The organism is Micromonospora sp. WMMD967 (assembly GCF_029626165.1).
GTDB classification, from domain to species: domain Bacteria; phylum Actinomycetota; class Actinomycetes; order Mycobacteriales; family Micromonosporaceae; genus Micromonospora; species Micromonospora taraxaci.
In genome coordinates this window covers 3,385,853-3,400,450 of record NZ_JARUBK010000001.1, presented here as the reverse complement: position 1 = coordinate 3,400,450, position 14,598 = coordinate 3,385,853, and the positions used below count along the sequence as shown (strand labels likewise).

Genomic DNA, 14,598 nt, shown 5'->3' with positions numbered 1-14,598 from the left:
CGGCGGTCGGGTTTGTCGATTTCCCGGTGCGGGTACCGGCGGGCCAGGCCTGACCGGACGACCGGTCATCCGGTGGCCGGTGCGGCAGGGAGCGGGCATGACGACCATGGAGCCCGGTACGACGCTCGAGGGTGCACGGCACCCCCGGGTTCCTCGACGGATGCGGCAGTTGAGCTGGCGGACCTGGCGTGGGGTGCTGGTCCGCAGCGTGCAGAACTTCGTCAACGACAACTGCTCGGACTGGGCCGCCGCGCTGACCTACTACGGGGTCCTCGCGCTCTTCCCGTCCGCCATCGTGGTGGTGGCCCTGGTCGGCCTGGTCTCCTCCGGCGAGCAGACCGTCGACACGGTGGTCGACCTGGCCAATCAGGTCGGCGCCGGTTCGGTGCTGGCCGACAAGGAGGGCAGCGTGGTCGGGGTGATCCGGTCGGTGGTGGTCGACCAGAGCAACCCCAAGCTGTTGCTGAGTTTCGGCCTGCTGGGTGCGTTGTGGTCCGCGTCGGGCTTCATCGGGCGCCTTCACCCGGGCCTCCAACGCCGTGTACGGGGTGGACGAGGGTCGCCCGGTCTGGAAGTTGCGCCCGTTGCAGATCGGGCTCGCCGCGATCACCCTGGTGCTGCTCGCCGTGGTCGCCCTCGCGTTGATCGTCAGTGGCCCGGTCACCGACGCGGTCGGCGACCTGATCAACGCCGGCGGTCTGGCCCGCACGGTGTGGAGCGTGGCCAAGTGGCCGGTGCTCGCCATGATCATGATGGTGTTGCTGTCCCTGCTGTTCTGGATCGCGCCGAACGTCCGCCAGCCCCGGTTCCGCTGGCTCACACCGGGCGGCGCGGTGGCCCTGGTCTCCTGGGTGGCGGTCTCCTTCGGCTTCGGCCTCTACGTGGCCAACTTCGGCTCGTACGACACCACCTACGGCAGCCTGGGCGCGGCCATCGCCTTCCTGGTCTGGCTCTACCTCAGCAACTCCGCGTTGATGCTGGGTGTGCAGATCAACGCCGAGGTGCAGCGCGGACGGCGGTTGCAGGCCGGCGACCAGGACCCGGACGACCCGGTGCTGCCACCGCGTAGGCCGGCCGACGACTGAGCCTCCGTTTCCGGCCCGGATGTCCGGCCCCCGGCCGGACCGTGGGCCGGTGCCGGTTTATCGGCCCGGGTGCCGGGTAGCGCAGAAGGCATGGAGCGTGGCAACAGCAAGCACGGACCGAGGATCGACGAACAGATGAGCCAGGAGGTCAGCGGCCTCGTGCAGGGGCCGGGGACCGGCGGCTCTCGGGTCGACGAGTCGCGGGTGCCGGAACCGGCTGGCGAGGACCAGCCGGAGACGACCACCGCCCCGGCCGGCGACCTGCGCACCGGCACCCCACAGGGAATGAGTTCCACGGACGTCGAGCAGCGCAGCCGGCTCGGCCGGTTCATCTCGATGAGCGCGCTGCCGGGTGACCGCCTGGTGCTCATCGCCAGCGCCCGCGAGAACGAGGCGCCGGACGACATCGTGGCGGCACTGGAACGACTGCCCGAGGGCACCGTCTACCAGACCGTTTCCGAGGTGTGGGCCGCGCTCGGCAACAAGAACGAGACAACTCGCTGGTGACCGGGTCGCCCCCCGATCCGACGACCATCAGCGACTGAAGGAGGTTCCCTGATGAGTGGCGTAACCGAACACGTCGACGTTTCCGTGCCCGTACGCACCGCGTACGACCAGTGGACGCAGTTCGAGGAGTTTCCCGAGTTCATGGAGGGTGTGCAGGAGGTCCGGCAGCTCTCCGACACGATGACCCACTGGAAGGTGGACATCGCCGGGGTGAAGCGCGAGTTCGACGCCGAGATCACCGAACAGCTCCCGGACGAGCGCGTCGCGTGGCGTTCCACCGACGGCACCCAGCAGGCCGGCGTGGTGACCTTCCACCGGCTCGACGCGGACAAGACCCGGGTGACCCTGCAGCTCGAGTTCGAGCCGCACGGGGTGGTCGAGCAGGCCGGCGACAAGCTCGGCATCGTCGACCGACGCGCCAAGGGCGACCTGGAGCGCTTCAAGACGTACATCGAGCGGCGCGGTCAGGAGACCGGCGCCTGGCGCGGGTCGGTGGACCGTCCGCAGCCGTGACGCTGGACAGCTTCGCCGATGGCCGCCGGACTCCGGCGGCCATCGCCGTGTCGGAGCCCGCTCACGCGACACCGTTTGCGATCATCGCGCCCGGGTACGGCTGAGAGCATGACCGACGACAACATCAGGGTGTGGCGCGACGAGGAACGACTTCCGTTGGAAGAGCTGGAACGGGCAGTGTCCGGCTCCAGCCTCGACGGGCAGGCCGACGACGTGACAGGTAACGACGCGGGCGAGGAGGCCGCGTTCGGGCACGGACCGGCCGCGTCGGACCGCGAGGGGCAGGCCCGGGGCAACACCCGGGAGGCCACCGACCCGCAGCGCGCCTACCGCCCGTCCACCACCGGGCGGACCGGCCCGGACGTCTGATCCTTCCCGTCGGGCTGGGCGGGCAGCACCACCGGGGCGGGCGGCCCTGCGGACGGTCGACGCGCACCCCACTCGTAGAGCGCGATCAGCCCCAGCGCGAGCACCAGCAGGGCCGATCCCAGCACCTCCACGGACGCGTTGCCGATCAGCACGCCCAGCCCGGCGGGGACGAGCGCCGCGCCGATGCCGGACGCGCCGATCTGCAGTCCGATGGCCCGGTCCGTGTGCGCCGGGCCGACCCGGTCGGCGGTGGTGAGCGTGAGCAGCGGAAACACCGGCGCGGCGGCGAAACCGACAACGACCAGACCGAGCACCGCCAGCGCCGCCGGCCCGGGGATCGCGATCAGCGCGGCCCCCACTGCCATACCGGCCAGGCTGGCCCGCAGCACCAGGATGGAACCCAGCCGCTCGGCCACCACACCCTGCACGATCCGACCGACGAAGAGGCTGCCCCAGTACGCGGAGACACACCCGCCGGCCACCGCAGCGCTCAGCCCGCGCCCCTCCGTCAGCAGGAGGAACGCCCAGAGACCGGTGGACACCTCGATGGCCACGTACAGCGCGAAGGCGAGCGTCCCGGACCAGACCGCCGGCAGCCGCAGCGTCTCCCGGACCGGTACCGGGACGACCGCCGACGCGGTGGGCGCGGTTCCGGCGGCTTCCGTGGCGGTGGCGTCGACCGCGGTGGCGGTCGGGACGCCGCGTTGCCAGGCCCGCACGGTGAGCGCGAACGCGACGGCGAGGACGAGCTGGGCGGCGGCCACGATGCCGTACCCCCAGCGCCAGGCCAGCCCGGCGCTGAGCACACCGGTCATGATCAGCGGGCCGATCGCCACCCCCAGGCCGAAGAAGGCGTGCAGCCAGTTCATGTGCCGCGGCCCGAACGCTCCGGCCGCGTACGCGTTGAGCCCGGAGTCGACAGCGCCCGATCCGAGCCCGAGCAGCAGCGCACAGCCCACCAGCACGGCCAGCACGGGGCTCAGTGAATAGCCGGTCAGCGCCAGGCTGGCCAGCAGGGTGCTCCCGGCGAGCAGGGCACCCACGCCCACCCGGGCCAGCGTGAACCCGGCCAGCACGCTGGAGGTGAGATAACCGACAGTGCCGGCGGTGAGCACCCAACCGACCGCCTCGGTCGGTACGCGGAAGTCGCCCCGGATGGAGGGCCAGCCCACGCCGAGCAGGCCGTCCGGTAGACCGAGGCTGACGAACCCGAGGTAGGCCAGCAGGAGCAGCGAAGCGCGGGGGCGTGGTGGTGTGGTGGACACGAGGCACCATCCTGCCGCAGAGGCACCCTAGCGCGGTCGGCGCCGGGGTGCCCGCCACGGAAAGAAGTCGTGTCCGGACGGTCGAGAAAACGGACAGCTCATCCAGAATCGGCCGATCGGAGGACGGCAATCCGGCGCGTTCGCGTAAGAATTCCGGGATGCATCAAGGCTCCGGAGTCCTCTCCCCGCGTCAGCGCCGGCTCGCCTGGCTCGGCTTCCTGCTCGCCGCGCTGCAGGCACCCGTGTCCGCCTGGCTCGTCGCCGACGACTCGTGGCTGTTCAGCCTCTGTGTCGCACTGATGGTGGCCGTCGTGATCATCGCCGACGACGCGGCACGGCGTCGGCCGGCCGACGCGACAGGCGACTAGGGCCTGTTTCATAAGAACTGGCCGGCCTGCGGCGGGCCCAGACGACGCCCGGCGGCGTTGCGGTTTCATCCGGATACAACACCGGTATCCGGACGAAACCGCGCCTTGCCGGATCGCCGCCCGGACTCCGCCTCGGCTCGACCGCCCTTATGAAACAGGCCCTAACCCTCTCCGCCCGGCCGGGCTTCGTGCCCCGGCCGACCCGGGCTGCGGCGGCGCTCCTTCATCTCCGCCTCGTAGAGGTGCCGTCGCCCGCCCACCAACTCGTTCCGGGCCTGCTGGTCCAACTCCCGGAACAGCGCGTGGTAGCCGTCGTCGAAGTCCTCGACGATCTGGAACGTCCACCGCCCGGCGATGACGTTGCGGCCCCGCAACTCGGTGCCGATCCGCTCGGCGAGCCGCGGATGCCCGGCGGCGCGGAACTGCTCCACCGCGTCGTCGAGCATCAGGTCGGCGTGCCCGATCAACTGGTGCATCGAGTACAGATGCCCCCGGGCCCGCTCCACGCACTCCAGCGCCTCGCTGAGCTTGCCGAGCGCCGCGACCGTTGCGTCGCTCACGCCGGCTGGCCGCCGGTGCCGCTCGTCAGGTCCGTCCGCGTGCTGTTCCATCGGTGCCTCCGTGCCGTATGCCGCCGTTCGCGGGTGCTGTTCCTGCTGCCCCGTCTGTGCCGGATCAACCCCCACGGCCAGCGTCGATTCGCCCAGTGGCGCTGCCGACATCCGCCGAGCGGCCGAGGTCGAGGCGGTCACCGGTCGGTTAGCCTCGGTCACCATGCGTGTGCCGTTCACCCGGGTCGCCTCCCGTACCGCCGTCGACTCGGCGCGGTCCACCCTGGCCGCCCTCACCGTCTCCCTCGGCACCGTCGGGCTGGCCGCCGCCGCCGCGCGACCGGGGCTGCTTGCCCTCGTCGACCAGCACGCGGCAGCCGTACGGGACAGCCTCGACGGGGACCGCCAACCGCTGAGCCCGGCGATGCTCGCCGGCTACGCCGAGGGGGTCCGCGCGGCTGCCCTGGAGCACGGGTGGACACCACCGGACGGGCCGGTGGACTGGAGTCACCCGGAGTGGCTGCTCACCCGACTGCTCGCGGTCTGCGCGCTGGCCCGCTCGCTCGACCGCGCCTGATCCGCAGGGCAGCCCGGGCACGGCGCGAGGAGGACGTCCCGCATCGTCCGCGGAACGCCCTCCCCACCAGCCGTGCCGTTGCGCCCGCTACGAGCGGTACTGCTGGGCTTCGTCCACCCGAGGCATGGCCTGGGTGCGGTCCCCGCCGCGGTCGGCCATCTGCCGCTCCACGTCGCTGCGCCCGGCAGTGCTCGCCTGACGCTGCTGCTGCACCGCCCGGGCCTCCTCGGCCGCCCGACGCAGCCAACCGTCCCAACGGTTCTGCATCGGCTTGACCAGACCACCGCCGACACCGACGATCAGGATGCCGGCCACCGTGGCGAGCACCGCGATCAGCACCGGGGTCGTCACCGTGGTGGCGATACCGACCTGGTTCAGCGCGGCGATCACACCGAGAGCGATGATGAAGATCGCCGTCAGGTCGGCCAGCACCTTGCCGTACGAGAGCCCTCCCAGCGCGCCGGTGACCAGATCCCGGACGGCGTTGGCGATCGCGGCCGCCACCACCACGATGACGATCGCGATGAACGCACGCGGCAACCAGGCCACCACGCCGCTGATCAGGTCACTGATCGCGTTGGGTCCCCAGACTCCGAAGGCGAACTGGAGCGTGAACAGCAGTACGGCGTAGTACGCAAGTCTGGCCAGGATGTCGCTGGCGTCGTACTTCGTTCTCTCCAGGGCCCGTTTGATACCACCGCGTTCGACCGCTTGGTCGAAGCGCACCCGTTCCAGCACCGTATCCACGATCTTGAGGACGGCTCTGGCGATGAGCCAGCCGACCACGAGGATGACGATGAAGGCCACTGCCTTCGGGATGAAGAGCAGCACTGACCTCCAGGTGTCGGCGATGGCATCGCCGATGTCGGCCTGCCGGACCGCGAGGGTTTTCAGCATGATGTCCCTCCTGTCGCATGGACTGCGCCGGGCGCATACCCGGCAACCGGTGCGGCAGTCCGCGCAGAGCGCCGACATTTTTGCGACAAGCGACCCGACAGGGGCCCTGAACTGCCCGAACGTCCCCCGCCACCGGGGACTGCGACGGCTCGCGGCCATGATCGGATGCCTTTTCCCACCGGCCGACTAGGCTGCGGACATGCCAGGAACGGTCGGGCGAGTCCCCACGCCAGCAACTCCCGGCCCGGGCGCGTCCACCGGGTCCGGTGCGGTCGCTGCCGTGCTCGCCCACGACTGGGCCGGCACCCCGCTGGGCCCGCCGGAAGGCTGGGACGTGGCGGTCCGGGCCGTGGTGGAGCTGATCGCCGCCTCACCGATGCCGATGGCGCTGGCGTACGGCGACGACCTCGTGCTGCTCTACAACGCCGGCTACGGCGAGTTGCTGGGCACCAAGCACCCGAACGCCCTCGGTCGCCCGGCCGCCGAGGTTTTCGCGGAGATCTGGGCGCTCCCGGGCGTCGGTGCGGTCATCGAGCGCTGTTACCGGCAGGGCGTGCCGTTCCTGGAGAAGGAGTCCACGCTGCCCCTGGTCCGCGGGCACTCCGCGACCGTGGAGCAGGCGGTCTTCACCAGGGGATACTCGCCGGTACGGGACAGCCTCGGGCGGATCGTCGGCGTGTTGACGGTCGCGGCCGAGACCACACACGTCACCGAGCAGTTGCAGAGTCTCAGCGAGGTGGCCGCGGCGCTCGCCGGCACGCTCACCCTCGACGACGTGGCCCGGGTGGCGCTGCGGTACGCGATCACCACGTTCGACCCCGACCAGGCCTCGTTCGTCGTCGACGAGGGCGGCGGTGGTTGGCGCATGGTGCGCCGGGTGCGCGGCGAGTTGCTGGACGAGGCCGACGAGCGTCTCCCCCCGCTCTGGCGGCGCGCGCCGGCGGACTGGTCGTCGCCAGTGGTGCAGGCGGCGCGCTCCGGTGGCCCGTCGTTCGTCCGGGACGGGCAACCGCTGCGGGACACCGCTGTGGACCGCCACGACCAGAAGATCCGCTCGGTGGCGGCCCTGCCGCTGGGCACCTCGGTGGTGCGCGGCGGGCTGGCGGTCGGCTACCAGATCCCGCACACCTGGTCGCCGGCCGAGCGGGCGCTGCTGGCCGCCTCGGCCGAGCTGATCGGTCAGGCCGCCGAGCGGGCCCGCCGCTTCGAGACCCAGCACGGCACCGCCCAGTTGTTGCAGCGCAGCATGCTGCCGGAGCATCTGCCGGACCTGCCCCGGCTGCGGATCGCGGCCCGTTACGACCCGGGGGTCGACGGCAACGCCGCCGGTGGCGACTTCTACGACGCCTTCCTGCTGCCCAACGGCGCGCTCGGCGTGGTGCTGGGCGACGTCGCCGGCCACGACGTGCAGGCCGCCGCGCGGATGGGACAGGTCCGGGCCGCGCTGCGCGCGCTGGCTCTGGCCGACTCCGCGCCGGACGCGGTGCTGGCCGGGCTGGACCGGCTGGTGAGCAGCCTGGGCGTGGAGGCCGGCACACACGAACTCTTCGTCACAGTGGTGTTCGGGGTGATCGACGCGGAACGGCGGGAGCTGACCCTGGCCAGTTGCGGGCACCCCGCCCCGCTGATCCGTCGCGGCGACCCGGACGGCCGCTCACACGCCGAGTACCTCGACGTTCCCGCCGGACCTCCGCTGGGTCTGGGCGGCCGGCCGGGCACCGTGACGGTCCCGTTCCGCCCCGGTGACACCCTGTTGCTGTTCAGCGACGGGGTGGTGGAACGCCGGCGGCACAGCCTCACCGCCGGGCTGACCACCCTCGGCGACGCCGTCGCGAAGGCCGGCAGCGGTGACCCACGCGCCCTCTGCGCGGTGGCGACCGCCGCGGTGCCGGGCGGCACCGAGGACGACGTGGCCGTACTGGCGGTCGAACACGCCCTCAAGCCGAGCCGGTCGGCGAGCATGGAGATGCCCGCGGAGCCGACCGCGCCCAGCCGGGTCCGACACTGGATGACCGGTCAGCTCACCGACTGGCAGGTGGCCGAGTCGGTGATCGGGGCGGCGGTGCTGTGCACCAGCGAACTGACGACCAACGCGTTGCTGCACGCCGGCACGGCCGCCCGGGTGGAGATCGACCTCAGCCCCGAACGGCTGCTCGTCTCGGTCGCCGACTCCGGCACCCGGGGCACCGTGACCCGGGCCCGCACCGACACGTTGAGCAGTCGTGGGCGCGGTCTGGGCCTGATCGAGGAGCTCAGCGACGCCTGGGGCACCGACCCGTCGGTCCGCGGCTCCACGGTCTGGTTCGAGATCCGCATCCGAAACGCCGACGCCGCCTGAAGACCGCCCGACCGGGTAGGAGGACGCCCATGCGTACCGACACACCCGCCGGAATCCTCTTCGACGTCGACGGCACTCTGGTCGACACCACCTACCTGCACACGGTGAGCTGGTGGGAGGCGTTGCGCCAGACCGACCAGCCGGTGCCGATGGCCACGGTGCACCGCTCGATCGGGATGGGTTCGGACAAGCTCCTGGACCACCTGCTCGGCCCGGAGCGGGACCGCGACGCCGACTCCAGGCTGCGCGACGCGCACGACACCCTGTACGCCGAGTACTGGGAGCGGCTCACACCACTGCCCCGGGCCGCCGACCTGCTGCGCGCCTGCGCGGAGCGAGGGATGCGGATCGTGCTCGCCACCTCCGCGTCGGAACCGGAGGTCGGCGCCTTGCGCCGGGCGCTGGCCGCCGACGACGTGATCGACACGATCACCTCCTCGGCGGACGCGGAGCAGAGCAAGCCGGCTCCGGACATCCTGGTCGCGGCGTTGGAGCAGTCCGGGTTGGCGGCCGAGCGGGTGGTCTTCGTCGGTGACTCGGTGTGGGACGTCGTCGCGGCCGGCAAGCTGGACATCCCGTGCGTCGGGCTGACCTGTGGCGGCACCAGCCGGGGCGAACTGGCCGGCGCCGGCGCGGTGGCGGTGTACGACGACCCGGCCGCGTTGCTGGGCGAGTTGGCGGAGTCACCGCTCTCCCGGCCCCGGGGATGAGTGTCACTCCGGTTCGCCCGCCGGTCCACGCATAGCGGGAGGACTTGCGGGGCAAGGTCTGTCACCACCTGCCCGCGCCTCGCGGGTGCGGCCGAAAGGTGGTGCCGTGGAGCCGGTAGATGTGGCGTTCGCGCTGGTCGGTGTGGGCGCTCTGCTCGCGGGCATCCTCCCGCGGATCCTGGAGCAGCGTCCGCTGTCCATGCCGATCGCCTTCCTCGCCCTCGGCATGCTGGTGTTCCTGCTGCCGGTGGGACTACCGACGCCCGACCCGCTGGCCCACCCGGAGCTGGCGACCCACCTCACCGAGATCGGGGTGATCGTCGCGCTGATGGGTGCCGGGCTCAAGATCGACCGACCGTTGAGTTGGCGGCGGTGGTCGTCCACCTGGCGGCTGTTGGCGATCGCGATGCCACTGTGTATCGCGGCGGTCGCCCTGCTCGGGTGGTGGTGGGCGGGGCTGGTACCGGCCGCCGCCCTGTTGTTGGGTGCCGCGCTGGCCCCGACCGACCCGGTGCTCGCCGCCGACGTTCAGGTCGGCGAGCCGACCGATGTGGAGGATTCCGAGGACGAGGTCCGCTTCGCGCTGACCTCCGAGGCCGGGCTCAACGACGGGCTGGCGTTCCCGTTCGTCTACGCCGCCATCGCGATCGCCTCGACCAGCCTCGCCCCCCGCGAGTGGTTCGTCGAGTGGTTGACGGTGGACGTGCTGTGGAAGGTGGGCGTCGGGGTCGGCGGCGGTCTCCTCATCGGCTGGCTGCTGGGCAAGTTGTTCTTCCGTGCGCCCAGCAAGCTGCGGCTGGCCCGGCACGCCGAAGGCTTCCTGGCGCTGGCCGCCACGTTCCTCGCGTACGGGCTGGTGGAGGTGGTCGGCGGGTACGGCTTCCTGGCGGTGTTCGTGGCCGCCCGGGCGATCCGGGCCGCCGAGCGGACCCACGAGTTCCACTCGGTGCTGCACGATTTCGCCGAGCAGGTCGAACGGCTGCTCACCCTGGTGTTGTTGCTGCTGCTCGGCGGCGCGATCGTGGGTGGCCTGCTCGTCCCACTGACCTGGTCGGCGGCCGCCGTCGGGTTGGCGCTGGTGTTCCTGATCCGGCCGCTGTTCGGTTGGTTGTCGCTTCGCGGGGCGCCGGGAAGGCCGGCCGAGCACTGGGTCATCTCGTCGTTCGGCATCCGAGGCGTCGGCTCGTTCTACTACCTCGCGTACGCCACCACGAAGGCCGACTTCCCGCAGGCCGAGCTGCTCTGGGCGACCGTCGGCCTGGTGGTGCTCATGTCCGTGGTGGTGCACGGCATCACCGCGACACCCGTCATGCAACTGCTCGACCGGGAGGGCGAACGGACGTCCGACCCGGCCGAGCGGGACAGCGACGCCCGGCCCGTCGCGGCGGCCGGGCACTCCTGACGACCTGTTCAGGTCAGGCGGGCGACCAGGGCACGGCCGAGGTCCCGGCCGGAGCGCCAGGCGGTCTGGACCTGCGGCTTACCGAACGCGTCGCCGGCCAGGCCGATCCCGTCGGCGTCGAGGTGGTGGGTGGCACCGGAGGCGTCGGCGACCGGCTTCGCGTACGTCCAGCGGTGCACGTGCACGTTGACGGCCTGCTCGGGGAGGCTCAGGAGGTCGCGGACGGCCTGCTCGACGGCCGGTCCAGCTCCGGTGGGCTGGGCCAGGTGACCGGCGGCGAACTCCGCGACGGTGTGCGCGACGAGCACCGGAGCGCCGTCACCACGCCGGTCACCGTCGTCGCAGACGAGGCTGAGCACCGGATGGTCGTTGACGAACGCGCCCCGGAAGTCCGGCCACCGCCGGCTCGGGAAACGCAGCACCGCAGCCATCGTCGGCGACCAGCCCTGCGCCTGCACGACCCGCGTGGCGTCGGCCAGGGCGGGGTCGAGCAGCAGAGCGGCCTGCGGGCCGGGCATGGCCAGGGCGACCGCCGCGCACGGCTGGCCGTCCACTGTCGGCCCGGGCTCGACGGTGAGCACCAACCGGTCGACGGTCACCGGCACCTCGCCGGCCAGGTGTTCGACAAGCGACCGTAGCCCGCGTGGCGCGGCGAAGCGCATCGGTCCCGGCACGTCCCGACGTCCGTCGCGGTCGTACGACTGGAAGGTGTCGGTCCATTCGCGGACCAGGCCGGCGGCGCGCCACTGCTCGACCACGGCGGTGAAGTCCGGGTCGTCGGCGGTGAAGTACGCGGCGCCGATGTCGGCGGGGCGGCCGTCGAAACGTTTACTGGCCATCCGGCCCCCGCAGACGTGCCCCCGCTCCCGGACCTGCACCGGCACCCCGGCGCGCACCAGTTCCACAGCGCAGGCCATCCCGGCGATGCCCGCTCCGACCACCACCACACCCGACCGGTCCACCGTCATCCGATGATCGTAGGCGGCGAACGACGCCCAGGATTACGACCCACGACCCACGACCCACGACCCACGACCCACGACCAAGATCCGAACACTATCCCGGATGTTGCTGTCTCAGACTCGCCGGAGACAGCAACATCCCTGATGTTGCGCGGATCTTGGCGACAGGCGGGCGGGACGGCGCCGAAGGGCGGGGCCGGGGCGCATGAACCGCCGATGATCGGGGTACTGGCACACCTGTTCGAAGGAAAGGTGATGACGATGACGGACCGCGACAACCAGCAGGTCGACCAGAACGCCGCGATCAAGGACCCGGACGAGTGGGTCACCGGCGACGAGCCGCCCACCGCGGCTCAGGAGTCCTACCTGGGCACCCTGGCCCGGGAGGCGAACGCGGAGATTCCGGCCGACCTGACCAAGGCCGAGGCCTCCAAGCAGATCGACGAACTCCAGGTCCAAACCGGCCGAGGACAGTAGGACCCCGTCGATCATGGAGTTGTGGTGACCGACTTGAGGCGGATGCACGCACTTCGTCACCCACCACAACTTCATGATCGACGGCGCGGGATGGAACACCAGGGACGGGACGGCGCGGGTCGGGCGGTCAGTCGCGGGTGACCCGGTGCAGCGTCACCTCGGTCAGGCGGCCGGCGCTGATCGTGGCGCTGAGGTAGGTGGCGTGCGGTTGGGAACGCCGGTCGGTGGGTGACCCCGGGTTGAGCAGGCGCAGCCCCCCGGGCGCCTCGGTGTCCCACGGAATGTGCGAGTGACCGAAGACCAGCAGGTCGACGTCGGGGTAGAGAGCGGCACACCGCTTCTCGCGACCGGTTCGTTGGCCGGTCTCGTGCACCACGGCGACCCGTAGTCCGTCGAGGTCGACCCGGGCCACCTCCGGCAGCCGGGCGCGCAGCGCCGGCCCGTCGTTGTTGCCGTACACCCCGACGAGTCGGCGCGAACGCGCCGTCATGGCGTCGAGCAGCGCCTCGTCCACCCAGTCTCCGGCGTGGATGACCACGTCGGCCGCCTCGATCGCGGCCCAGAGTGGGCCGGGCAGGTCCCGGGCCCGCTTGGGTACGTGGGTGTCCGCCGTGAGCACCAAACGCATGCCGGCATTCTCCCCCGCGCCCCGGCCGTCGGCCTGGAGACGCGCGTCGGCAGCCGGCGGTTCAGGAGCGCGCCGGACTGAAGTGCTCCGGGGGCATGCCGAGACCACGCAACGCGGGGTCCCGCTCGACGTCGGTCAGCACACCGGCGGCATTGATCAGGCCGATGTGGGAGAACGCCTGGGGAAAGTTGCCCAACTGCTCGCCGGTCAGCGGGTCGATCTGCTCGGCGAACAGGCCCAGGTCGTTGACCCGCCCCGCCAACTCCTTGAACAGTGTGTGCGCCCGGTCCCGTTCACCGGCCAACGCCAGGCAGCTCACCAGCCAGAACGAGCAGATGACGAAACCGGCCGGGTCGCCGTCCCAGCGCCGCAACAGACCGTCGTGCGACAGCCGGTCCTCCACCGCGTGGATCGTCGAGCGCATCCGTGGGTCGTCGGCCCGGAGGAACCCCACCAGCGGCATCACCAGCACCGAGGCGTCCAGTTCGTCGGATTCGAAACTTCCGGTGTACGCCTGCATCCGCTCGTTCCACCCGCGATCGAGCACCTCCGCGCGGACCTTGTCGCGGGCGGCCGCCCAACGGGCAACGTCCTGCGGATCGCCGAGCCGGTCACCGAAGCGGACCGCCCGATCCAGCGCGACCCAGCACTGCACCTTCGACGACACGTGGTGGTGTTCGACGCCGCGTTCCTCCCACATCCCCGCGTCGGGCAGATTCCAGTCCCCCGCGGCCTGGTCGGCGAGCACCCGTAGGACGTGGCGTACCTCCTGATCCAGCGGCACCAGCCTGTCGCGCATCAACCAGGCGGCGTCCATCGTCTCGCCGAAGATGTCGGTCTGCCGCTGCTGCCAGGCGTCGTTGCCGATCACCACCGGCGGGCTGTCCCGGTACCCGCCGAGCTGCTCCAGTCGGTGCTCGGTGAGGTCCCGCTCCCCCAGCACCCCATACATGATGGGCACCGGTTTGTCGTCGACCCGGCCCATCGCCCGGCCCAGCCAGGCGAACTGCCGCTGCACCTCGCCAACGCACGTGGAGCGCCACAGCGCCCGCAGGGTGAGACTGAAGTCGCGCACCCAGACGTAGCGGTAGTCGTAGTTGCGGTCCCCGCCGAGCTTTTCCGGCAGTGAGGTGGTCACCGAGGCCACCACCGCGCCGCTGGGCCCGTACGTCATGCCCTGCACCACCAGGCGGCTGCGCCGCACCTCTTCGGCGTAGAGGCCCTGGTAGTCGTGCTCGTCGGCCCAGGACCGCCAGCCGGCCACGGTGTCGGCGATGGTCTGGTCGGCGTCCGGCACCTCGGGCAACGGCGCGTCGTAGGTCGGGGCGTACCCGAGGGTGAAGTTGTGTGTCGCGCCGGCGCGGACGGTGAACGTCGCGGTGGCCTCGCCGTCGCTGGGGGTGAATCCCACCGAGCACCGCAGGGTGAGCCGGGCGGCGCCGGCGATGGCCTCCAGCATGTCGTTCCGCTCGACCAGGTACGCGATGGTGCGGCCGTACTCGAAGCGCGGCCGGTAGGACGACCGCATCGGCACCTCACCGGACAGTCCTTCGACCGAGCGGACCAGCACCTGCGGCGAGTTCACGCCGATGTCGTGACCACGAGCGCCGGGCTCGAAGGCGAGCGCGTCGGTGAGCGCCACCTCCCCGTGCGCGGTGCGGAAGACCGTCCGCAGCACCAGCGTGTCGTCGAGGTAGTGGCGTTCGACCGTGTAGTCGCCCTCCGGGCGGATCGACCAGTGCCCGGCGCCGTCGTCGAGCAGCCGCGCGAACACCGACGGGGCGTCGAACCGGCCCGGGCACCACCAGTTCACCGAACCGGTGTGGTCCACCAGAGCCGCGCTGCGCCCGTCGGCGAGGAAGCCGTAGTCGCTGATCTGTCCGCTCTGCACCCGCGTGCCTACCCGGGCTGGTGGGACCCATGCCCTGGTGCGCGGCGGCCGAAGCACA

16 protein-coding genes and 1 pseudogene are annotated in these 14,598 nt (G+C 71.6%); 11 read left to right on the top strand and 6 right to left on the bottom strand.

Annotation, left to right across the window (positions count from 1 at the left end):
- Window positions 1–97: 97 nt before the first annotated feature.
- From O7631_RS15880 to O7631_RS15860, 5 genes and pseudogenes are all read left to right on the top strand, one after another.
- Window positions 98–478: pseudogene (locus O7631_RS15880) on the top strand (YhjD/YihY/BrkB family envelope integrity protein); the annotation flags it as partial.
- Window positions 479–548: 70 nt separating this feature from the next.
- Window positions 549–1,085 (top strand): YihY/virulence factor BrkB family protein, encoded by a 537-nt coding sequence (locus O7631_RS15875; RefSeq protein ID WP_278144919.1) that lies wholly within the window; start codon window positions 549–551, stop codon window positions 1,083–1,085.
- A 90-nt stretch (window positions 1,086–1,175) separates the two neighbouring features.
- A complete protein-coding gene (locus tag O7631_RS15870) occupies window positions 1,176–1,592 on the top strand; it encodes a DUF2795 domain-containing protein (protein ID WP_088947320.1) in 417 nt (138 codons plus the stop codon).
- Between the two features lie 51 nt (window positions 1,593–1,643).
- The gene (locus tag O7631_RS15865) at window positions 1,644–2,105 is read left to right on the top strand and encodes an SRPBCC family protein (RefSeq protein WP_088990440.1); all 462 of its coding nucleotides are present in this window, start codon (window positions 1,644–1,646) and stop codon (window positions 2,103–2,105) included.
- A 108-nt stretch (window positions 2,106–2,213) separates the two neighbouring features.
- Window positions 2,214–2,474, top strand: coding sequence for a hypothetical protein (locus O7631_RS15860; protein WP_278144918.1), 261 nt, complete (start codon window positions 2,214–2,216; stop codon window positions 2,472–2,474).
- Here O7631_RS15860 and O7631_RS15855 read toward each other — a convergent pair.
- Window positions 2,432–3,739, bottom strand: coding sequence for an MFS transporter (locus tag O7631_RS15855; protein WP_278144917.1), 1,308 nt, complete (start codon window positions 3,737–3,739; stop codon window positions 2,432–2,434). The genes O7631_RS15860 and O7631_RS15855 overlap by 43 nt on opposite strands.
- Before the next feature lie 158 nt (window positions 3,740–3,897).
- On the opposite strand from O7631_RS15855, the gene O7631_RS15850 reads away from it, so the two are divergent.
- A complete protein-coding gene (locus O7631_RS15850) occupies window positions 3,898–4,107 on the top strand; it encodes a hypothetical protein (RefSeq protein WP_278144916.1) in 210 nt (69 codons plus the stop codon).
- Window positions 4,108–4,268: 161 nt separating this feature from the next.
- Here O7631_RS15850 and O7631_RS15845 read toward each other — a convergent pair whose 3' ends face one another.
- Window positions 4,269–4,718, bottom strand: a complete 450-nt coding sequence (locus tag O7631_RS15845; protein ID WP_278144915.1) for a hypothetical protein — start codon at window positions 4,716–4,718, stop codon at window positions 4,269–4,271.
- 163 nt (window positions 4,719–4,881) lie between these two features.
- Between O7631_RS15845 and O7631_RS15840 the strand changes: the two genes are divergently transcribed.
- Complete coding sequence (locus tag O7631_RS15840; protein WP_278144914.1) at window positions 4,882–5,235, top strand: DUF6401 family natural product biosynthesis protein; 354 nt, start codon at window positions 4,882–4,884, stop codon at window positions 5,233–5,235.
- 87 nt (window positions 5,236–5,322) lie between these two features.
- Here the strand turns inward: O7631_RS15840 and O7631_RS15835 are convergent, their stop codons facing one another.
- On the bottom strand, window positions 5,323–6,132 hold the full coding sequence (locus O7631_RS15835; RefSeq protein WP_145784022.1) for a hypothetical protein: 810 nt from the start codon (window positions 6,130–6,132) through the stop codon (window positions 5,323–5,325).
- A gap of 199 nt (window positions 6,133–6,331) precedes the next feature.
- On the opposite strand from O7631_RS15835, the gene O7631_RS15830 reads away from it, so the two are divergent.
- The 3 genes from O7631_RS15830 to O7631_RS15820 all read left to right on the top strand — a co-directional run bounded on the left by O7631_RS15830 (window position 6,332) and on the right by O7631_RS15820 (window position 10,582).
- A complete protein-coding gene (locus tag O7631_RS15830) occupies window positions 6,332–8,470 on the top strand; it encodes a SpoIIE family protein phosphatase (protein WP_278144913.1) in 2,139 nt (712 codons plus the stop codon).
- 29 nt (window positions 8,471–8,499) lie between these two features.
- Window positions 8,500–9,180 carry an HAD family hydrolase gene (locus O7631_RS15825; protein ID WP_278144912.1) on the top strand — a complete coding sequence of 227 codons (681 nt, stop codon included), beginning with the start codon at window positions 8,500–8,502 and terminating at the stop codon, window positions 9,178–9,180.
- A gap of 106 nt (window positions 9,181–9,286) precedes the next feature.
- Window positions 9,287–10,582: a cation:proton antiporter gene (locus O7631_RS15820; RefSeq protein ID WP_278144911.1), complete on the top strand. Its 1,296-nt coding sequence runs from the start codon at window positions 9,287–9,289 to the stop codon at window positions 10,580–10,582.
- An 8-nt stretch (window positions 10,583–10,590) separates the two neighbouring features.
- Here O7631_RS15820 and O7631_RS15815 read toward each other — a convergent pair whose 3' ends face one another.
- Window positions 10,591–11,550, bottom strand: a complete 960-nt coding sequence (locus O7631_RS15815; protein ID WP_278144910.1) for an FAD-dependent oxidoreductase — start codon at window positions 11,548–11,550, stop codon at window positions 10,591–10,593.
- A 255-nt stretch (window positions 11,551–11,805) separates the two neighbouring features.
- Here O7631_RS15815 and O7631_RS15810 point away from each other — a divergent pair, with 255 nt between their 5' ends.
- Window positions 11,806–12,021 (top strand): DUF3072 domain-containing protein, encoded by a 216-nt coding sequence (locus tag O7631_RS15810; RefSeq protein WP_278147950.1) that lies wholly within the window; start codon window positions 11,806–11,808, stop codon window positions 12,019–12,021.
- Window positions 12,022–12,148: 127 nt separating this feature from the next.
- Here O7631_RS15810 and O7631_RS15805 read toward each other — a convergent pair whose 3' ends face one another.
- Both O7631_RS15805 and O7631_RS15800 read right to left on the bottom strand, forming a co-directional pair.
- Complete coding sequence (locus tag O7631_RS15805; protein WP_278144909.1) at window positions 12,149–12,649, bottom strand: YfcE family phosphodiesterase; 501 nt, start codon at window positions 12,647–12,649, stop codon at window positions 12,149–12,151.
- A 61-nt stretch (window positions 12,650–12,710) separates the two neighbouring features.
- Window positions 12,711–14,540 (bottom strand): glycoside hydrolase family 15 protein, encoded by a 1,830-nt coding sequence (locus O7631_RS15800; RefSeq protein ID WP_278144908.1) that lies wholly within the window; start codon window positions 14,538–14,540, stop codon window positions 12,711–12,713.
- Window positions 14,541–14,598: the final 58 nt, after the last annotated feature.